19 protein-coding genes are annotated in these 18,509 nt (G+C 57.2%); 10 read left to right on the forward strand and 9 right to left on the reverse strand.

All coding sequences use genetic code 11. The features are described from left to right. Window positions 1-36: 36 nt before the first annotated feature. Together NTD86_RS01970 and recQ are read right to left on the reverse strand one after the other, a co-directional pair. Window positions 37-471: a MarR family transcriptional regulator gene (locus tag NTD86_RS01970; protein WP_262200476.1), complete on the reverse strand. Its 435-nt coding sequence runs from the start codon at window positions 469-471 to the stop codon at window positions 37-39. 116 nt (window positions 472-587) lie between these two features. Continuing rightward, window positions 588-2,717, reverse strand: coding sequence for a DNA helicase RecQ (gene recQ, locus NTD86_RS01975; protein ID WP_262200477.1), 2,130 nt, complete (start codon window positions 2,715-2,717; stop codon window positions 588-590). Between the two features lie 272 nt (window positions 2,718-2,989). Between recQ and NTD86_RS01980 the strand changes: the two genes are divergently transcribed. Together NTD86_RS01980 and NTD86_RS01985 are read left to right on the forward strand one after the other, a co-directional pair. Continuing rightward, window positions 2,990-3,577, forward strand: coding sequence for a YecA family protein (locus tag NTD86_RS01980; protein ID WP_262200478.1), 588 nt, complete (start codon window positions 2,990-2,992; stop codon window positions 3,575-3,577). Window positions 3,578-3,581: 4 nt separating this feature from the next. Beyond that, window positions 3,582-3,980 (forward strand): YbaN family protein, encoded by a 399-nt coding sequence (locus NTD86_RS01985; protein WP_262200479.1) that lies wholly within the window; start codon window positions 3,582-3,584, stop codon window positions 3,978-3,980. 30 nt (window positions 3,981-4,010) lie between these two features. Here the strand turns inward: NTD86_RS01985 and NTD86_RS01990 are convergent, their stop codons facing one another. Next, window positions 4,011-4,616 carry a tRNA-uridine aminocarboxypropyltransferase gene (locus NTD86_RS01990; RefSeq protein ID WP_262200480.1) on the reverse strand — a complete coding sequence of 202 codons (606 nt, stop codon included), beginning with the start codon at window positions 4,614-4,616 and terminating at the stop codon, window positions 4,011-4,013. Window positions 4,617-4,633: 17 nt separating this feature from the next. After that, a complete protein-coding gene (locus NTD86_RS01995) occupies window positions 4,634-5,527 on the reverse strand; it encodes a LysR family transcriptional regulator (protein ID WP_048371511.1) in 894 nt (297 codons plus the stop codon). A gap of 239 nt (window positions 5,528-5,766) precedes the next feature. On the opposite strand from NTD86_RS01995, the gene speB reads away from it, so the two are divergent. Genes speB through NTD86_RS02015 form a run of 4 tightly spaced genes read left to right on the forward strand, consistent with a single transcriptional unit; the run spans window position 5,767 to window position 10,100 of the window. Next, window positions 5,767-6,717, forward strand: coding sequence for an agmatinase (gene speB, locus NTD86_RS02000; RefSeq protein WP_262200481.1), 951 nt, complete (start codon window positions 5,767-5,769; stop codon window positions 6,715-6,717). A gap of 9 nt (window positions 6,718-6,726) precedes the next feature. Continuing rightward, complete coding sequence (locus tag NTD86_RS02005) at window positions 6,727-7,152, forward strand: YybH family protein (RefSeq protein WP_262200482.1); 426 nt, start codon at window positions 6,727-6,729, stop codon at window positions 7,150-7,152. A gap of 21 nt (window positions 7,153-7,173) precedes the next feature. Then, window positions 7,174-8,685 carry a purine-cytosine permease family protein gene (locus tag NTD86_RS02010; RefSeq protein ID WP_262200483.1) on the forward strand — a complete coding sequence of 504 codons (1,512 nt, stop codon included), beginning with the start codon at window positions 7,174-7,176 and terminating at the stop codon, window positions 8,683-8,685. A 35-nt stretch (window positions 8,686-8,720) separates the two neighbouring features. Beyond that, complete coding sequence (locus NTD86_RS02015; protein ID WP_262200484.1) at window positions 8,721-10,100, forward strand: sodium:solute symporter; 1,380 nt, start codon at window positions 8,721-8,723, stop codon at window positions 10,098-10,100. A gap of 71 nt (window positions 10,101-10,171) precedes the next feature. Here the strand turns inward: NTD86_RS02015 and NTD86_RS02020 are convergent, their stop codons facing one another. Continuing rightward, entirely contained in the window at window positions 10,172-10,297 is a 126-nt protein-coding gene (locus NTD86_RS02020) for a PA1414 family protein (protein ID WP_262200485.1), read from the reverse strand. A 125-nt stretch (window positions 10,298-10,422) separates the two neighbouring features. Continuing rightward, window positions 10,423-11,325, reverse strand: a complete 903-nt coding sequence (gene ptrR / locus NTD86_RS02025) for a putrescine utilization regulator PtrR (protein WP_262200486.1) — start codon at window positions 11,323-11,325, stop codon at window positions 10,423-10,425. A 103-nt stretch (window positions 11,326-11,428) separates the two neighbouring features. On the opposite strand from ptrR, the gene NTD86_RS02030 reads away from it, so the two are divergent. Beyond that, entirely contained in the window at window positions 11,429-12,601 is a 1,173-nt protein-coding gene (locus NTD86_RS02030) for an MFS transporter (RefSeq protein WP_262200488.1), read from the forward strand. A 46-nt stretch (window positions 12,602-12,647) separates the two neighbouring features. Here the strand turns inward: NTD86_RS02030 and NTD86_RS02035 are convergent, their stop codons facing one another. Further along, window positions 12,648-13,484 (reverse strand): S1 RNA-binding domain-containing protein, encoded by an 837-nt coding sequence (locus NTD86_RS02035; protein ID WP_262200489.1) that lies wholly within the window; start codon window positions 13,482-13,484, stop codon window positions 12,648-12,650. Between the two features lie 347 nt (window positions 13,485-13,831). Between NTD86_RS02035 and NTD86_RS02040 the strand changes: the two genes are divergently transcribed. Continuing rightward, a complete protein-coding gene (locus tag NTD86_RS02040; RefSeq protein ID WP_048371526.1) occupies window positions 13,832-14,011 on the forward strand; it encodes a hypothetical protein in 180 nt (59 codons plus the stop codon). Window positions 14,012-14,208: 197 nt separating this feature from the next. Continuing rightward, window positions 14,209-14,931, forward strand: a complete 723-nt coding sequence (locus NTD86_RS02045) for a TorF family putative porin (protein WP_262200491.1) — start codon at window positions 14,209-14,211, stop codon at window positions 14,929-14,931. 85 nt (window positions 14,932-15,016) lie between these two features. Here NTD86_RS02045 and NTD86_RS02050 read toward each other — a convergent pair whose 3' ends face one another. Further along, a complete protein-coding gene (locus tag NTD86_RS02050; protein WP_262200492.1) occupies window positions 15,017-16,360 on the reverse strand; it encodes a DEAD/DEAH box helicase in 1,344 nt (447 codons plus the stop codon). Window positions 16,361-16,552: 192 nt separating this feature from the next. On the opposite strand from NTD86_RS02050, the gene NTD86_RS02055 reads away from it, so the two are divergent. Continuing rightward, window positions 16,553-17,851: a mechanosensitive ion channel family protein gene (locus tag NTD86_RS02055; protein ID WP_262200493.1), complete on the forward strand. Its 1,299-nt coding sequence runs from the start codon at window positions 16,553-16,555 to the stop codon at window positions 17,849-17,851. 58 nt (window positions 17,852-17,909) lie between these two features. On the opposite strand, the gene NTD86_RS02060 is transcribed toward NTD86_RS02055, so the two are convergent. Then, entirely contained in the window at window positions 17,910-18,473 is a 564-nt protein-coding gene (locus tag NTD86_RS02060; RefSeq protein WP_262200494.1) for an RBBP9/YdeN family alpha/beta hydrolase, read from the reverse strand. Window positions 18,474-18,509: the final 36 nt, after the last annotated feature.

Below are 18,509 nucleotides of genomic sequence, written 5' to 3' on the forward strand. Positions count from 1 at the left end.
CGAGGCAAGCTCGCGCCTACAGATAGGGAATGGGAATCAGTTTTTTTCGAGATTTTCGAGGATTCGCTTGTGCACGCGCATGCAGATGCGTTGCTCTTCTTCGTCAATGCCGACAAACAATTCCTGACGCAACGCAGTGGCAATGGCCTCGATCTGGGAAATCAGAGGCCGGGCAGTTTCACTCAATTCAATTTTTTTGGCGCGACGGTCTTCCAGTACCGCCTGGCGTTGCACCAACCCTTGAGCTTCCAGGCTGTCGAGCAAACGTGCAAGAGTCGGACCTTCAACCCCGACGCTTTGCGCCAATTCCCGCTGGGTAGGCTTGCCATCAAAGCGTGCCAAGTGCAGCAGCACCAGCCAGCGGGCTTGCGATAGACCGAGACCGGCCAGGCGTCGGTCCAGCTCAGCGCGCCAGCCACGGGACATTTGGGCCAGCTGCATACCAAAACGGTGTTGATCGGTTAACGGCATAAAAAACTCAATGTTTAGACTGAAAAATAGTGAAACTAATTGTTAGTCAGCTAAGCATGGAGCTTGCTCATAGGCAAGACCTGAGCGTCAATCAATTCGTTACATGCCAGTAACGTTTACAGCTCGAACTCCGATTGCAGAGCGGCTCGCACACAATACAGGACGCCTTCTGGGACTCGACCCTTGAACTGTTCGGCAATGCTGGAAACGCTTGGCAACTCGCCCTCGCCGTCCAGGAAGGCATCCTGTACTTCTTCCATCAGCTCTTCGGGCAAGTCCAGTGCTTGTTCCAGCGACAGTTCCTGACGGCCGATGGCTTCCGCCAGCAGGGTGTAGACGTTCTTCTCGGAACACTGCAACTGCCCGGAAATCTGCAGCGGGGTCATGCCTGCGCGCGCCAGGCTGATCAGTTCGTGGCGAATGTCCGCGACCACTTTCGGGGTCTCGACCTGCCCGCCCAATACCTCGAGGAATGCCTCGCCGTAGCGCTCCAGTTTGCGCGCACCGATACCGCTGACTTTGGCCATGTCGGACAACGACGTCGGCTGGCTGCGCAGCATTTCGAGCAGCGTCGAATCGGGGAAGATGACGTAAGGCGGCACGCCATGCTCTTCGGCCAGCTTGCGGCGCAAGGCGCGCAATGCTTCCCACTGCTCGCGTTCGTCGCCGCGTACCAGTTGGCTGGCCGGGCTGGCGGAGCTGCTCTTGACCGTAGTTTGCGGCTTGAGCTCACGGCGCAGTTCCAGGGTTACCTCACCGCGCAACAGGGAGCGGCAGCTATCGTTCAACCGCAATCCGCCGTAGCCTTCGATATCAATGTCAGCCAGACCACGAGCGACCAGTTGGCGGAACAAGGTGCGCCACTCCCCTTCGGAGCGGGCCTTGCCCAGACCAAAGACCGATAAATGCTGATGGCCCACGCTACGGATTTTTTCGTTCTCGCGACCCAGCAATACGTCGATCAGGTGGCCCGTGCCATAACGCTGGCCGGTGCGATGAATGGCCGACAACGCCTGACGCGCAGGCTCTGTAGCGTCCCAGGTTTGCACCCCATCGACGCAGTTATCGCAATGCCCACAGGGTTGGGGCATGTCTTCATCAAAATAAGCGAGCAAGGTCTGACGGCGGCAGCGGGTTTCTTCGCACAAAGCCAACATCGCGTCGAGCTTGTGATGCTCCAGACGCTTGTGCCGCTCATCGCCTTCGGAGTTTTGCAGCATTTGCTTGAGCATCACCACGTCCTGCAGACCGTAGGCCATCCACGCATCTGCCGGCAAGCCATCACGGCCTGCCCGACCGGTTTCCTGGTAATACGCCTCAAGGGATTTGGGCAGGTCCAGGTGCGCGACAAAACGCACATTGGACTTGTCGATGCCCATGCCGAAGGCAATGGTCGCCACCATGATCAACCCTTCCTCGATCAGGAAGCGTTTCTGGTTGGCTGCTCGCGTTTCGTTGGGCAGACCGGCGTGGTAAGGCAAGGCCGGGAAGCCTTGATCGCACAAAAATTGCGCCACTTCGTCGACCTTTTTGCGCGACAGGCAATAGACAATCCCTGCATCGCTGCGCCGTTCCGAGAGAAACGCCAGCAATTGTTTGCGCGGCTGTTCCTTGGGCACGATGCGATAAAAAATGTTCGGACGGTCGAAACTCGACAAAAAGCGTTCCGCATTCTGCAAATGCAGACGGGTGACGATTTCTTCGCGGGTGCGTTTGTCGGCAGTGGCGGTCAGGGCGATGCGCGGAACATGCGGAAACATCTCCGCCAATTGACCCAATTGCAGGTATTCCGGGCGGAAGTCATGCCCCCATTGCGACACACAATGCGCTTCGTCGATGGCAAACAGCGCAATATCGAGGCTCTGCAAAAACGCCATCATGCGCGGCTGCACCAGACGCTCGGGCGCCAGGTACAGCATTTTGACTTCGCCACGGCGAATCCGGCTGGCCAGGTCACGCTGCTGATCGGCGCTCAGGGTCGAGTTCAAGGAAGCCGCGGCCACGCCCAGTTCTTCCAGCGTGGCGACCTGATCGTCCATCAAGGCAATCAACGGCGAGACCACCACCGCCAGACCGTCACGCAACAGCGCCGGGACTTGGAAGCACAAGGACTTGCCGCCGCCGGTGGGCATCAGCACCAAAGCGTCGCCACCACTGGCCACGCGCTCAATGATCTCACCCTGGCGGCCACGGAAACTGTCGTAGCCGAAGATGTCTTTGAGTACGCGTTGAGCCTGTTCGAGCATAGAAACTCCAGAAATCGCCGAAACACCCCTGCGCCAGTGGACCCGGCGCGGCCGCAAGCCTCGTGTAAAAGCTCGGGCGCAGAGCGCTGGACCCGCTGTACTGAGCACAGGGCATCACAAAACGCGGCAGTATACCCGAGCACTCCATCGTGCAGGGTGCTGTGATTGCAGTACCGATCACCGGGAAGTGATGGCAAATGTGCTCAACGACTGGCTTGGGCGCTCAAGAAAGCCTAGAATTCAGTATTGTTTATTTTCTAGGTAGTCCCTTAATGTCCTTCGCTGAGCAACTAACCCGCCTGCAAGCCTTTCTCGACGCTGACGAGCTGCATGACGAGGCGCTGGACTACGTCGCCACTCACGGCTACCTGACTGCCCTTTCCATCTGTTCTGAGGAAGTCCCGGAGCGTGAATGGATCGATGCCATTTTCTCCGAAACCCCAGATTACAAGGACGAGGCGCAACGCGCCGAGATCGAAGGCACCCTGGTAAAACTCAAGGAGCACATCGCTCGCCAACTGGCTTCCGATGAAGAGTTCGAACTGCCGTGCGACCTGGACCTGGGCGATGAGCCAGACGAGTCTGATCTGCGCGGCTGGTGCATCGGCTTCATGGAAGGCGTATTCCTGCGTGAAGCCGCCTGGTTCGAAACCGCCGAAGAAGAAGTCAGCGAGATGCTGCTGCCGATCATGGTCGGTTCGGGGTTGTTCGACGACCAGCCTGAATTCTCCGATATCGCACAGGACGCCAACCTGATGGACGACATGATCGTCCAGATCCCGGAAGCCCTGACCGCCCTGTTCCTGCTGTGCCACGCACCAGACGAAAAACCGGCGATTCTCAAGCCGCGTCACCACTGATTCAATGCCCACTCCCACGTTCAGCAGCCGTTCGCGGCTGCTGCGCTACGTTCTGTTTGCTATTGGCTGGCTGAGCGTCGCACTGGGAGTACTGGGTATTTTCCTGCCGGTGTTGCCCACTACCCCCTTTCTTCTATTGGCTGCCGCCTGCTTTGCGCGCAGTTCTCCGCGCTTTTACCACTGGCTGGTCGAGCATCCTCGCCTGGGGCCATGGATTCGCGACTACCTCGACGGCAACGGTATCCCGCTCAAGGCCAAGGTCTACGCCATTGGCTTGATGTGGCTGAGCATCGGGGTGTCCTGCTATCTCGTGCCATTGCCGTGGGCACGAGGGTTCATGCTGCTCAGCGCGATACTGGTAAGCATTTATATCCTGCGACAGAAAACCCTGGAAAAACGCTGAAGACATAAAGATCACGAGGCGAGTTCGCTCCTACAGAGAGCGTTTTAAGACGTGGTTGCGCTGGTAGGTGTCGGCGCCCATGGCGTCGATTTGCCCCTCGATCAGCGCTTCAAACGGACGCAGCAGCGGTGCAAAGGATGCCGGAGCTTCAAGAATGTCCAGCGCCTGAACGATGGCTTCCACGGTAGACAAGGCCCCAGGCCCCGGCGCCTTGCGCAGACGGTAACGGGACACCGCGCCCTCGGGCAGGGTCACTCGCGGCAGTTGCGCCAGCAACGGGTTAAGGTGCAGCAGTTTGCGCGCCTTGCGCCACGTACCATCGGGCACCACCAGGAGCAGTGGCTGATCCACCGCCATGCCCGGCTCAAGCAACTGCGCGCCCTCCCCCGGAAACAACAACCGCGCCTGATACCCCGGCACGTTGAGCAGCGTGGACAAATCCTCGAACACTTCGCCCACCCGCAACTCGGCATGGGTCAAGCCCAGGGCGGCCAGCCGCGCGGTGTTCAATGCATGATTGACCTCACTCGGGTGTTGCAACAGCAAGACGCGGGTGCGGCTGTCCAATTGCGGGATCAAGGCGCACAAGCAGTGCGTTTGCGGGCGCAAGCAACGAGGGCATTGGGCACGGGACATAGCGATAACGCTCTTATTCAAGGTTGATTTAACTGCGCTTTGAGCAGGTCACGGAAGGTTTGAATCAGCGGCTCGCGGCTACGGCCACGGCGCACGATCATCGAGAATGGCGCCTGATAGCCAAAGGTGGCGGGCAGCAGCACGCGCAAGTCGCCCTTTTCGACCCATGGTTCGGCGTAATGCTCGGGCAAATAGCCGATGTAGGCGCCAGATAGCACCAGGATCAGTTGCGCCTCCATACTGTCGACGGTGGCCGCGCTGTGTTTAAAGCCGTGCCGCGCCAGCTCGGCCTGGCTCCAATACCCACGCCCAACCATGCGTTGCTGGGTGATCACCGGCTCGGGAATTCGTCGCTCGGCGAACAAAGGATGGCGCGTGCTGCAATACAACCAGTGCTGCTCGCGGTACAGGGGCTGGTAGACCAGCCCGCTCATGCGCGAGGAAAACGCCCCGATGGCCAGATCCAGCCGATTGTCTTGCACCCCGAGCTGTAGCTCATACGGGCTCATCACGGACAGGTGCAAGTGCACCGCCGGATGTTCCTGGCTGTAAGCGCCAATGGCCTCGGCAAAGGGCAAGGCTTTATCGCTGACCGTTGAATCGATCACGCCCAGGTTCAGGGTGCCGCGCAGCTCACCCTTTAGCGCAGCCGCGTATTGCTCGAAGCCTTCCAGCTCGCCCAACAGACGCAAGGTTTCCTGATGAAACAACTCGCCCTTGCTGGTCAGACTGAACCCACCGCGGCCACGGTGGCACAACACCAGACCCAGATTGGCCTCCAACTGGCTCATGTAGGTGCTGATGGCCGAAGTCGACAGGTTGAGCTCCTGCTGCGCAGTGGCAAACCCCTGATGCCTGACCACGCTGGCAAAGATTCGTAATAGTTTTAGATCGGGTAAAGCGTTGGCCATGTATGACTCACTTTTCACTGCAGCCGCGAGCTTATCTCGCGCTCATCTCAAGCTCAAAAGGTCGCGAGACAAGCACGCTCCTCCACGTGGCGCGCATATTTTAGGCTCGGAGTCTAACTCGGGACCTTGGATTAGTTTAGAAAAATCTGAACTAAGTATTTGCCCATAGAGATTCTTCCCGCCGCCCGCCTTTCGCAGAATCGACCGCAATAACCACAACAAACGACGAGGTCTTTCCCGTGGATAAAATTCTTCACCAGCCACTGGGCGGCAATGAAATGCCACGCTTCGCCGGCATTGCTACCATGATGCGCCTGCCCCACGTGCAATCCGCTGCCGGTCTGGACGCTGCCTTTGTTGGTGTGCCCCTGGATATCGGAACATCATTGCGTGCAGGCACCCGCTTCGGCCCTCGCGAAATCCGCGCCGAATCCGTGATGATCCGCCCATACAACATGGCCACTGGCGCTGCCCCTTTCGACTCGCTGTCGGTCGCGGATATCGGCGACGTGGCAATCAACACCTTCAACCTGCTGGACGCCGTGCGCATCATCGAAGAGGCCTACGATGACATTCTCGAGCACAACGTGATCCCGTTGACGCTGGGTGGCGACCACACCATTACCCTGCCGATCCTGCGCGCTATCCATAAAAAGCACGGCAAGGTAGGCCTGGTGCATATCGATGCCCACGCCGATGTAAACGATCACATGTTCGGCGAAAAAATTGCCCACGGCACCACGTTCCGTCGCGCCGCCGAAGAAGGCTTGCTGGACTGCGACCGTGTCGTGCAAATCGGTTTGCGCGCCCAGGGCTACACCGCTGAAGACTTCAACTGGAGCCGCAAACAAGGTTTTCGTGTGGTTCAGGCCGAAGAGTGCTGGCACAAATCGCTGGAACCACTGATGGCAGAAGTCCGCGAAAAAGTCGGCAACGGCCCGGTTTACCTGAGCTTTGACATTGACGGGATTGACCCTGCCTGGGCACCTGGCACCGGCACCCCGGAAATTGGCGGCCTGACCACCATTCAAGCCATTGAAATCATTCGCGGCTGCCAAGGCCTCGACCTGATTGGTTGCGATCTGGTAGAAGTCTCGCCGCCCTACGACACCACCGGTAATACCTCACTGTTAGGCGCGAACTTGCTGTACGAAATGCTCTGCGTCTTGCCCGGCGTAGCCCATCGCTGAGGCCCGCCCATGAACGCACACGATGAAGTATTGAGTGCTGCGGCACAGTTGGTATCTGCCTTCGCCCGTAATGACCGCGAGGCTTATTTCGGCGCCTTCAGCGCAGATGCCAGCTTTGTGTTTTACACCTTGCCCGAACCGCTGCTGAGTCGCGACGCCTACCAGGTGTTGTGGGACAGCTGGCGGCAGGAGCAAGGGTTCGAGGTGCTTTCGTGTACCTCGAGCAACGCTTTTGTCAGCCTGCAAGGTGACGTGGCGATTTTTGTGCATGACGTGGCCACCGAGCTGCGCATGCAAGGGGAGCAGTACTTTAGCCAGGAGCGCGAGACCATTGTCTTTAAAAGACAAGAACCCCGCGCACAAGAACAAAAAGGCCTTTGGCTGGCCTGTCACGAACATTTATCCGCGATGCCGGAAAGGCTGCCCTCCCCTTAGCCAATGTGATCGGAGATGATCATGAATAATAAAAACAACCAAAATAGTGTGCGTCAAATTGAAACCCACGGAGTCGAACAGATTCCGGACAACGAGCGCAGTGCCAAGCCCAGCGACCTGTTCAGGCTGATCTTCGGCGGCGCCAATACCTTTGCCACTGCAGTGCTGGGCAGTTTCCCCGTACTGTTTGGCTTGTCGTTTCAAGCCGGTGTCTGGGCCATTGTGCTTGGTGTACTGCTGGGCTCGGTGATTCTGGCGCCGATGGGCCTGTTCGGGCCGATCAATGGCACCAGTAACGCCGTATCTTCCGGGGCACACTTCGGTGTGCACGGGCGGATTGTTGGCTCATTCCTTTCCTTGCTGACCGCCATCGCCTTCTTCTCACTGTCTGTGTGGAGTTCAGGGGATGCGTTGATCGGCGGGGCCAAGCGCATGATTGGCCTTCCAGAAAGCGACCTCAGCCTGGGCCTGGCCTATGGCCTGTTCGCGATTCTGGTGCTGACCGTATGCATCTATGGCTTCCGGTTCATGCTGTGGGTCAACCGGATTGCCGTGTGGGCCGCCAGCTTGCTGTTTTTACTGGGCATCTTCGCTTTTGCTCCAGCCTTCGACAGCCATTTCGCAGGCACTGTAGCAATGGGCCAGACCGGCTTTTGGGCAGCCTTTATTGGTGCCGCATTGGTCGCGATGAGCAACCCGATATCCTTCGGTGCGTTCCTCGGTGACTGGTCACGTTATATCCCTCGCCACACCCCAAAGCACCGCATCATGCTGGCCGTGATTGCAGCCCAAATAGCCACCTTGATCCCGTTTCTGTTTGGCCTGGCCACCGCCACCATCGTCGCGAGCAAGGCGCCGGACTACATCGCTGCCAATAACTACGTTGGCGGGTTGCTGGCGGTAGCACCGAGCTGGTTTTTCCTGCCGGTTTGCCTGATCGCACTGATTGGCGGCATGTCCACCGGGACTACCTCGCTGTATGGCACCGGGCTGGATTTATCGAGTGTGTTTCCCCGTGTGTTGTCGCGGGTAAAAGCAACGGTGCTGATTGGTCTGCTGTCGATTGCCTTCATCTTCATAGGACGCTTCGCCGCGAACCTGGTGCAGAGCGTCTCGACCTTCGCCGTGCTGATCATCACCTGCACCACGCCATGGATGGTGATCATGTTGATCGGCCTGATCGTGCGTCGCGGGTTCTATTGCCCGGATGACTTGCAGGTGTTCACCCGTGGCGAAAGTGGCGGCCGTTACTGGTTCCATCATGGCTGGAACTGGCGTGGCCTGGGTGCCTGGATCCCCAGCGCACTGGTTGGCCTGTGCTTCGTCAACCTGCCGGGACAGTTCGTGGGGCCGCTGGGCAATCTGGCCGATGGCATTGATATCAGCTTGCCAATAACCCTCGGGTTGGCGTCGCTGATGTACCTGGCCTTGCTCAGTCTGTTCCCGGAGCCTGCGCAGGTGTTTGCCCCGCACGACCCACGCAGCACACCCAAGGCTGCACCCGAAAAACCGGTGATCCCTGAAATCGCCTGATCGATCATAAAAAAAATAACCGGAGACTCGCCATCATGGCTTTAGATCTAATAGTCGTCCTTATCTACGCTGCGGCAATGCTGGTGCTGGGTTACTACGGCATGCGCAAGGCAAAAACCCACGAAGAATATCTGGTTGCGGGGCGCAATCTGGGCCCGACGCTGTACATGGGCACCATGGCTGCCACTGTGCTGGGCGGTGCGTCCACGGTGGGTACGGTACGTTTGGGTTATGTGCACGGGATTTCGGGCTTCTGGCTGTGCGCGGCACTGGGCTGCGGGATCATCGCGCTCAACCTGTTCCTGGCCAAGCCATTGCTCAAGCTGAAAATCTTTACCGTGACCCAAGTGCTGGAAAAACGGTACAACCCGATGGCTCGCCAGGCCAGTGCGGTGATCATGCTGGCCTATGCGCTGATGATTGGCGTAACGTCGATCCTGGCCATCGGCACCGTGCTGGAAGTGCTGTTCGGCCTGCCGTTCTGGGTCTCTGTGCTGCTTGGTGGCGGTGTTGTAGTGGTGTACTCGACCATCGGCGGGATGTGGTCGCTGACCCTGACTGACATCGTGCAGTTTGTGATCAAGACCGTAGGCCTGATGTTCGTGCTGCTGCCGATCTGCCTCTACCGTGTCGGTGGTTGGGATGAGCTGGTGAGCAAACTGCCGGCCTCAGACTTCAACTTCACCAGCATTGGCTGGGAAACCATCGTCACCTACTTCATGATCTACTTCTTCGGCATTTTGATCGGCCAAGACATCTGGCAGCGGGTGTTTACCGCTAAAACGGACAAAGTAGCCAAGTACGCCGGTACGTTTGCAGGCTTCTATTGCATCCTTTACGGCCTGACCTGCGCTCTGATCGGCATGGCCGCACATGTGTTGATCCCGGATCTGGGCAACGTCAACAACGCATTCGCCGCCATTGTTAAAGTCTCGCTACCGGACGGCATTCGCGGGCTGGTGATTGCAGCAGCCCTGGCAGCCATGATGTCCACTGCCAGCGCTGGCTTGCTCGCCGCCTCCACCGTCTTGACCGAAGACCTGTTGCCCAAGTTGCGTGGCGGCAAGCAGTCGAGCCTGAAGATCAACCGCCTGTTCACCTTGCTCACCGGCTTTGTGGTTCTGGCCATCGCGCTGGTGGTCAACGATGTGATCAGCGCGCTCACGCTGGCCTACAACCTGCTGGTTGGCGGCATGCTGGTGCCATTGATTGGGGCGATTTACTGGAAGCGCGCCACCACGGCAGGCGCCATCAGCAGCATGAGCCTGGGCTTTATCACGGCACTGGTCTTCATGTTCAAGGATGGTCTGGACGCCAACACGCCTATCTATTACAGCCTGGGCGTAGGCCTCATCAGCTTTATCGTGGTCAGCCTGCTGGATCGTCGTCCAGCCACATTGGCCAACGCTGCCTGATACCCACTTTCTTCAGCGGGCGCGACGTCGGAGGTCGTGCCCGTTTTTTTTCGGTATCACGCGCTAGCGCTTCAACGGCGACGTTGCGGACGGCGACGCGGATCTTCGACGGGAATCGGAATCGGTTGCAATGGAGGCTCAATCAGGCCCAGGGCAACGCCGACGTCATGCAGCCAAGTTTTCAGTTTGTCTTTCATATTTCCCCCTTGGGGCCACTCTTGCGACCGGGTTCCTTGGTCGCTTCGTACAGATGATAGTCCTAACTCCTACAAGATGCTTGCTTAAGGTCAATGAACTTTAGGCTAGTGCTCCTCTTTTTTGGTTATGCCGACACCCGTTGTGGCACCGCATTCAGGTTGTGGTTTTGAGGCAGCGCCTGTTGCAACGCTATCCACGCATTCAAGTTGGCGCCCAGCATGCCCTTTCGCCACATTAACCATGTAGTGGCAGAGGCAAAAGGTTGTTTCAAGGGATGTACGCCAACGCTTTCTCGGCCCGGCAAGCTAGCCAGCATCGAGGCGGGCATCAACGCGACGCCTGAGCCTGCCACCACACAGGCCAACATGCCCTGATAAGACTCGATCTCCATGACCCGCCCCATCGCTGCCCGATCGCTGGCGTACCAGGCCTCAAGCCGGGTGCGGTAGGAACAGCCCTGGCGAAAAGCAAACACTTCACGCCCTTGCACATCCTGGGCGCGGGTGATCGGCGGGTGATCCAGATCGCTGATCAACACCAGTTGTTCTTCGCAGAACTCAACACCATCCAACCCCGCCAGCTCCAGCGGGCCGTCAACCAAGGCGGCATCCAGGCGCCCGGTGAGCAACCCTTCGAGCAACTCTGCACTCGGAGCCGACTGTACGTGCAAGTTCACTGCCGGGTAGGTGCGGTGGTAGTGCGCCAGCAAGCCGGGCAAATGTATGGCCGCGGTGCTGTACATCGTCCCGAGAGTAAATTTGCCGGACGGCACTCCGCCTTGAACGGCCCCAAGCGCTTCATCACGCAGGGCAAACAGGCGCTCGGTGTAATCGAGCAACACCTTGCCCGCTGGGGACAGTTGCAAGCGCTGACGCTCGCGCATGAACAGCTCGACCCCCATCTGCTCTTCCAGTTGCTTGAGCCGCGTCGACAGATTGGAAGGCACGCGATGCAGGCGCTCAGCCGCGCGGGTGATCGAGCCCTCCTCGGCCACGGCCTGAAATATTCGTAATTGACTGAACTCCACGCCTTTCTCCAAAACTGAACAAGTAACTCACTATTATTCAATTTTATAGAAAGTCAATTACCACTAGCCTGACGGTCATTGTCACTGCTCGGGAATTAACAGCATGTCACCCCTGACTCGTTTACTCGCCAGCTTTATCGCACTCATGATGGCCATGGGTATTGGCCGCTTTTCACTCACACCGCAGTTGCCGCACTTGATCAGCGAAGGTCAGATCGACTTGACCGGCGCCGGGCTGATTGCCGCCGCCAACTACCTGGGTTATTTGATCGGCGCTTTGGATGCCATCCGCGCCAGGCGCCCTGAGCAAGTACGCGGCCGCCTGCACATCGGCCTGTGGCTCTGTGTGCTGCTAACGCTGGTTTCATACTGGGCAAAAGGCTTTTGGCCGCATTTGCTGCTGCGCTTTGGCGCCGGGGCGGCCAGTGCATGGGTCATGGTGATGATCACCGCCCTGAGCCAACAGGTGGCCGTCAGCAGCAACCGTCCTCGCTTGGGTGCCCTGGTGTTCGCCGGGCCAGGCGCCGGCGTTGTACTCACCGGGTTGCTGGCACTGTTTGCCAACGTCCACGGGCAGAACTCATCCATGCTGTGGTTGATTTATGCAGTGGCGGCCTTGCTGATGTTGCTGGTTATCATGCCGATCCTGCCGCAATCGAACGCGCTTGCCCCACAAGCGCAAGCGGCACCGTCCAGCCCACGTCACCCGGGCATCACCCGCTTAGGGGCAATTTATGCCTTATACGGTCTGGGCTACATCATTCCAGCGACCTTCTTGTCGCAAATGGCCAGCGCGCAGTTTCACGGTCAGTGGCAAGCCGATCTGTTCTGGCCGGCATTCGGGCTGTGCGCCGCGATCGGTGTGGTGTTGATCAGCTTTCATCGCCCCTCGCCCCGTACCACTCGCCTGTGGCTGATGGCGGCGTTGTGGGTTCAAGCGGCAGGTGTTCTGGCGTGCTTGCTGCCCAGCAGCGCAGGGTTGGCACTAGGTGTGATCTTGTGTGGGACGCCTTTTCTGGCCTGTATGCCGCTGGTGATGCAAAGCTCGCGAGATATCGCCCCCCACGCCACTGCGCGCAACGCGGCCTTGCTGACGGCCTGCTTTGCCGTCGGCCAGTTGTGCGGGCCTTTGCTCGCGGCGGTTAGCAGCCATGTCAGTGGCGGCTTACAGCCAGCACTGATCATCGCGGCCAGCGGTTTAGTGCTGGCCGGCGTGCTGGCTTTGCAGTTGATCAATTTTGTAGCCATTGCCGAAATCCCCGAACGTGCGGTTTAAGGCATGCCCGGGGTAAAGACCAGCACCACATCCGTCGACCGCTTGCTTAAACCAGTTCGATGCGGTCGGCGTGGATCACAATCTTGCCTTCTTTGTATAACGCACCAATGGCCTTTTTAAAGTTGCCCTTGCTGACGCCAAACAGGCTGCTGATCAAGTCCGGTGAACTTTTATCACTGACCGGCAGTACACCGTTGTTTTCACGCAACTTGCTGAGGATCTTCGAGTTCAAGCTGCTGGCCGCTTGCTGCCCCACAGGCTGCAAACTCAGGCTGATCTTGCCGTCCGGGCGAACTTCTTTGATGTAGCCTTTTTCTTGCTTGCCCGCGCGCAGAAACTTGAACACTTCGTTCTTGTGGATCAAGCCCCAATGCTTGTTGTTAATCACAGCCTTGAAGCCCATGTCCGTAGCTTCAGCCACCAGCAGATCGACTTCCTGGCCAACCTGGTAATTAGCCGGGGTTTTGTCCAGGTAGCGGTCCAGGCGGGCTGTAGCCGTGATGCGACGGGTATGTTTGTCGAGGTAAACGTGCACGACAACATATTCGCCAGCGGTCATCTGGCGTTTTTCTTCGGAATACGGCAACAGCAAATCTTTTGGCAATCCCCAATCAAGGAAAACACCTATGCTATTGATTTCCACAACTTTAAGACTGGCAAACTCACCTACTTGAACTTTTGGTTTTTCAGTGGTGGCAATTAACTTGTCATCGCTGTCCAAATAAACAAATACATTGAGCCAATCTTCATCTTCACTGGGAATATCTTTTGGAATATAACGATTGGGCAACAGAATTTCTCCGTCTGCCCCACCGTCCAGATACAAACCAAAGTTAGTGTGTTTAACCACTTGCAAGCTGTTGTAGCGACCGATTAAAGCCATGTCCAATACCCTCATTACGTGGGGCGCATTCTACCCGAGTTTGGCCCGGCGAATCGGGGGGTTGCAGCACGGCGTTCAATTTTTTTGCAAAAGGCCTGATTTATCAGGGATTTTCCCCTGCTCCATGGGACCACTCGTCAGCCCGACGCAGGCCCCACGCCAGCCTGAACCGCTTAAATGCATGCCGATGATATGAATTAAAACAGCGAGTTAGCGGACTATTAGAGTGTTGATTATGGGCCTGATGATGGTCTTTATAATAATCCAGAGAGATATTTACCAAGCAATTATCACGTAATTCAGTTACTATCTGCGGCCAAGTTATTTTCTACAGGTGAATAGCCGCCATGCGTGTAAAAGCATCCGCCAGCAAAGTAAAGCCAGCGCCCGCTGTTGAAACCAGTGATTCAATCAATGCTCAAATTGCAGCATTCCTGAAATCCGGCGGCGAAATCCAGCAAATTGACAAAGGCGTCAGCGGCCAAACTTTCGGCGCATCCAAGCAAATTTCGCTGGGTAAAAAGTAATATCTCCGCTCCATTCTGGTCCTGATGCGCTTTGCCTCCCAAAGCGCTGGGACTTCTGACGGGGTTGCTCCCCCGCTGCGCAATATCCAGGAAATCGACGAACGGCGCCCATCTGCCGGTCTACATCCGTATTCTTGATCCTCTCTAGAGCAAGCCTTCGAGCCAATCACTGCATCCAGCTGTCAAGGGAGTGACCCATGCTCACACGGGCGTTATTACTCACCGGCACCTTGCTGTCCAGCGCGGCGGTAAACGCACAAGTGTTTTCCCGCGAATTGGGCGATTTCGACCTCAAGATGGGCACTCAACCAAGCCGCAGCATGGCCCAGGGCCTGGTCAAGCCAACCAGCCCGGGCTCGACGTTCCACGGTGGCCTGGACCTCACGCACAACAGTGGCTGGTACATCGGCCAATGGGCACCAACCATGGGCCTCAAGCCCGGCAGTAACCTGGAAGTCGACTCCTACCTCGGTTACAAACACCCTTTTGACCAGACCCTGAGCTATGAACTGGGGATGATTCATTACAGTTACCCCAAGGTCAGCCCTTTGGACAGCCAGCAGTTTTATGCGGGGCTTACCCTGTTGGGCACCCGGATCGGCGCGGCATTCACCAATGATCCGGATAGACGCGACAGCACCGTATTTGCCGACTTAGGCGCCAATCGTGCGTTGGGTATTGGGGTTAGCGTGAAATACACCACGCATCAATTGGGCACACCGGTTTCCATCGCCGACGGCGGCAGCGTGCGTACCTTCAATGACTGGTCGATCACCTTCTCACGCCCCTGGATGGGCATGAACCTGAACGTGATCTACAGCGACTCCAGCCTCGACGGCGGTGATTGCTCAGCCTACTCGGGGCAAAATCCGCAGTGCGATGGGTTGCTGACGTTCAAGGCTGAACGTTCGTTTTATTGAGGGGTATTACAGAATCTGCAGGAGCGAGTGTGCCTCGCGATCTTTTGCTCTGAAAAGCTCGCGAGGCAGTCTTTACCCGTGAGCGTTACTCAGCAGCCGGGGCCGGCTTGCGGCGCTTGAGCGGCGCCATGCCGTCGTTGCTGACCAGGGACGGAGCATCGGACTTGGGACGGTTGGCGGTTTTGCGCTTGGTCGGTGCCTTGGCGCCGGTTTTTTTCTTGTCGCCTTTGGCGTCCGTCTTTTTCTTCTTGACGCCCACGGCCTTACCCGAAGCCTTGACTTTCTTCGGACCGCTGTAGGTGCCTTTGACTTCCTTGATCACTCGGCGCTCGAAGCTTTGCTTCAAGTAGCGCTCGATGCTGGACATCAGGTTCCAGTCACCGTGGCAAATCAACGAAATTGCCAGGCCATCGTTACCGGCACGACCGGTACGACCAATGCGGTGAACGTATTCGTCGCCGCTGCGAGGCATGTCAAAGTTGATGACCAGGTCCAGACCTTCAACGTCCAGGCCGCGGGCAGCTACGTCGGTAGCGACCAGGATCTTCACACCGCCCTGCTTCAGGCGATCGATGGCCAGCTTGCGGTCCTTTTGATCTTTCTCGCCGTGCAGCACAAACGCCTTGTACTCCTGAGCCACCAGACGGCCGTAGATACGGTCGGCCATGGCCCGAGTGTTAGTGAAGACGATAGCTTTTTGATAAGTCTCGTTGGCCAGTAACCAGTTCACAATCTGCTCTTTGTGCTGGTTGTGATCCGCAGTGATGATTTGCTGACGGGTGGTGGAGTTCAGTTGGCTGACCTGGTTGAGCTGCAAATGCTCCGGGTTGGTCAAGACCTTGCCGATCATGTCGCGCAGACCCGAACCACCGGTGGTGGCCGAGAACAACATGGTCTGCTGACGGTTCGGGCATTCATCAACCAGACGCTGCACGTCTTCGGCAAATCCCATGTCGAGCATGCGGTCGGCCTCGTCGAGCACCAGCACCTCGACGTCGTTCAATTGCAGGTTGCCGGCGTTCAGTTGCTCAAGCAAACGACCCGGCGTACCGATCAGGATGTCAGGCACCTTGCGCAGCATGGCGGCCTGCACCTTGAAGTCTTCACCGCCGGTAATCAGGCCGGACTTGATGAACGTGAACTGCGAAAAGCGTTCAACTTCTTTGAGTGTTTGCTGGGCCAGTTCACGGGTTGGCAGCAAAATCAACGCTTTGATGCTGACACGGATTTTGGCCGGGCCGATCAGGCGGTTGAGAATCGGCAGGACGAAAGCGGCGGTTTTGCCACTCCCGGTTTGAGCTGTAACCCGCAGGTCACGCCCTTCGAGCGCGAGCGGGATGGCCGCTGCCTGCACAGGCGTAGGCTCGACAAATTTAAGCTCGGCCACAGCTTTAAGCAGGCGTTCGTGCAGGGCGAAATCGGAAAACACGGGTGCTACCTCGAAGAAATGCGAAAAATCAGCGGCATAGAGTAACGGTTTCGAGCGCTCAGGCCGAGTTTCTTTGCATCAACGGCCCGAAACAAATGCTTTTTTAGGGTCTTTAGTCCATTAACGGCCCATAAATCGCCTTGAGATGCTCTAATCACACGGCCATTTCTTTTTGGGATAACGCTTTAACTTATGGATACTCAAACACTCTGGAGCCAAATCGTGGGCCTATGGGCCAATCTGGAACAACATCCCTGGGTGTCGGCAATTCTGGGCCTGATCATTTTAGTGAGTATTGCCCTGTTTGCCGGTCACATCGCTCGCATCATCATCTTGCGCGTTACTAAAATGCTTGCACGCCAACCCGCACTGCATTGGGTCAGTGACTTACGCGAACACAAAGTCTTTCATCGCATTGCGCAAATGACGCCTTCGTTGATGATCCAGTTCGGACGCAACCTGGTGCCTGATCTGACCGAGAACGGTCGCCACTTCCTCGGCAATCTGGCACTAGCCATCACTATTTTCGTGCTGACGCGGGTCATCAGTGCCCTGCTCGACGCCTTGCTCGATATTTATTCGCGCACCAATTACGCCAAGACCCGCCCTATCAAGGGCTATGTCCAACTCGGCAAAATGCTGCTGTATGTGTTTTCCGCGATCATCATTGTCGCGACCTTGATCGACCGCTCGCCCATGCTGCTGCTCTCGGGCCTGGGTGCAATGTCTGCGGTCATCCTGCTGGTTTACAAAGACACGCTGCTGTCATTTGTCGCCAGTGTGCAGTTGACCAGCAACGATCTGCTGCGTGTCGGCGACTGGATCGAAATGCCGCAAGTGGGCGCTGACGGCGACGTGATCGACATCACTTTGCACACCGTCAAAGTGCAGAACTTTGACAAGACCATCGTTTCGATTCCGACCTGGCGCCTGATGTCCGAATCGTTCAAGAACTGGCGCGGCATGCAGCAGTCCGGTGGTCGGCGGATCAAGCGCAGTATCTTTATCGATGCCGGACAAATCGGTTTCTTGAGTGATGAACAGGAAGAACGCCTGGAAAAAGTACGCTTATTGAGCGACTACCTGGTGCGCAAAAAAATCGAACTCGAAAAATGGAACGAGGCACAGGGCAAGGTGGCCTCACTGGCCGCCAACCGTCGGCGCATGACCAACATCGGCACCTTCCGTGCCTATGCACTGGCCTACCTGAAAAGCCACGCACAGATCCAACCGAACATGACGTGCATGGTGCGCCAACTGCAAGCCACCCCGCAGGGTGTTCCCCTCGAAATCTACTGCTTCACGCGTACCACCGTGTGGGACGATTACGAGCAGATTCAGGGCGATATCTTCGACTACTTGCTCTCGGTATTGCCTGAGTTCGGCCTGAGCTTGTATCAACAGCCGAGCGGCAACGACTTGCGTAATGGGCTCTTGAGCAAAATCAAAGGGCCCGAGGAAAAAGAGCCACAGCAAATCGATATGCAATAAGTAAAAGGCTGCGATCCACGGGTAACCGTTGATCGCAGCCTCTCGCTTGGGCAGCCGTTCAGGTGTGCTTGAACTGCGGATCGCCGGTCAGCTGGAACAACAACTTGATGCCTTCGGGCCAGTCACCCAGGCCACTCTCATGGTTGATGTGCCTGGCTTGCTGCAACCACACCAATTCACTGCCCCAGGCCTGGCTGAAGGCTGTCGCCCGCTCAACGCTCACATAGGGATCATCCGTGCTGGCCACGGTTATCGAGTCAAAGGGTAAAAGGCCCAGGTGCATGGGTGTAAAACCTGACGTACCTTGCGGATAACTCGGCGCTTCAGTGTCGCTGGGGGCTACCAGCAATGCGCCGCGAACCCGGTTTTTGGCATCGTTGGGGTACTGTTTCGACCACGCCGCAATCAGGTTGCACGCAAGACTGTGCCCCACCAACACGACCGGTCGCTGGCTGGAAGTGACTTTGTCGTGTAATCGCTGAACCCAGTCAGCGCACACCGGCGTGTTCCAGTCGTCTTGCTTGACCCGTTTCAGTCCGCTGTAGTTCTTCTCCCAGCGCGTTTGCCAATGATCTTCCCCCGAGTTATTCAGGCCCGGCAAGATCAACACTTTGACTGTCATTCCTACTCCCCTTTAAGGCGTTAGTTAGGCCTTAAA

This window comes from Pseudomonas sp. 7P_10.2_Bac1 (assembly GCF_025465935.1).
Lineage (GTDB): Bacteria > Pseudomonadota > Gammaproteobacteria > Pseudomonadales > Pseudomonadaceae > Aquipseudomonas.

Excerpts from the sequence above, each read along its gene's own strand:
- NTD86_RS01970 (WP_262200476.1), bottom strand. The coding sequence starts at position 471 with ATGCCGTTAACCGATCAACACCGTTTTGGTATGCAGCTGGCCCAAATG.
- NTD86_RS02020 (WP_262200485.1), bottom strand. The coding sequence starts at position 10,297 with ATGAAAGACAAACTGAAAACTTGGCTGCATGACGTCGGCGTTGCCCTG.
- NTD86_RS01995 (WP_048371511.1), bottom strand. The coding sequence starts at position 5,527 with ATGGCCAACGCTTTACCCGATCTAAAACTATTACGAATCTTTGCCAGC.
- NTD86_RS02015 (WP_262200484.1), top strand. The coding sequence starts at position 8,721 with ATGGCTTTAGATCTAATAGTCGTCCTTATCTACGCTGCGGCAATGCTG.
- NTD86_RS02055 (WP_262200493.1), top strand. The coding sequence starts at position 16,553 with ATGGATACTCAAACACTCTGGAGCCAAATCGTGGGCCTATGGGCCAAT.
- NTD86_RS01990 (WP_262200480.1), bottom strand. The coding sequence starts at position 4,616 with ATGTCCCGTGCCCAATGCCCTCGTTGCTTGCGCCCGCAAACGCACTGC.
- NTD86_RS01985 (WP_262200479.1), top strand. The coding sequence starts at position 3,582 with ATGCCCACTCCCACGTTCAGCAGCCGTTCGCGGCTGCTGCGCTACGTT.
- NTD86_RS02030 (WP_262200488.1), top strand. The coding sequence starts at position 11,429 with ATGTCACCCCTGACTCGTTTACTCGCCAGCTTTATCGCACTCATGATG.
- NTD86_RS02005 (WP_262200482.1), top strand. The coding sequence starts at position 6,727 with ATGAACGCACACGATGAAGTATTGAGTGCTGCGGCACAGTTGGTATCT.
- NTD86_RS01980 (WP_262200478.1), top strand. The coding sequence starts at position 2,990 with ATGTCCTTCGCTGAGCAACTAACCCGCCTGCAAGCCTTTCTCGACGCT.
- NTD86_RS02060 (WP_262200494.1), bottom strand. The coding sequence starts at position 18,473 with ATGACAGTCAAAGTGTTGATCTTGCCGGGCCTGAATAACTCGGGGGAA.
- recQ (WP_262200477.1), bottom strand. The coding sequence starts at position 2,717 with ATGCTCGAACAGGCTCAACGCGTACTCAAAGACATCTTCGGCTACGAC.
- NTD86_RS02035 (WP_262200489.1), bottom strand. The coding sequence starts at position 13,484 with ATGGCTTTAATCGGTCGCTACAACAGCTTGCAAGTGGTTAAACACACT.
- NTD86_RS02045 (WP_262200491.1), top strand. The coding sequence starts at position 14,209 with ATGCTCACACGGGCGTTATTACTCACCGGCACCTTGCTGTCCAGCGCG.
- NTD86_RS02010 (WP_262200483.1), top strand. The coding sequence starts at position 7,174 with ATGAATAATAAAAACAACCAAAATAGTGTGCGTCAAATTGAAACCCAC.
- NTD86_RS02040 (WP_048371526.1), top strand. The coding sequence starts at position 13,832 with ATGCGTGTAAAAGCATCCGCCAGCAAAGTAAAGCCAGCGCCCGCTGTT.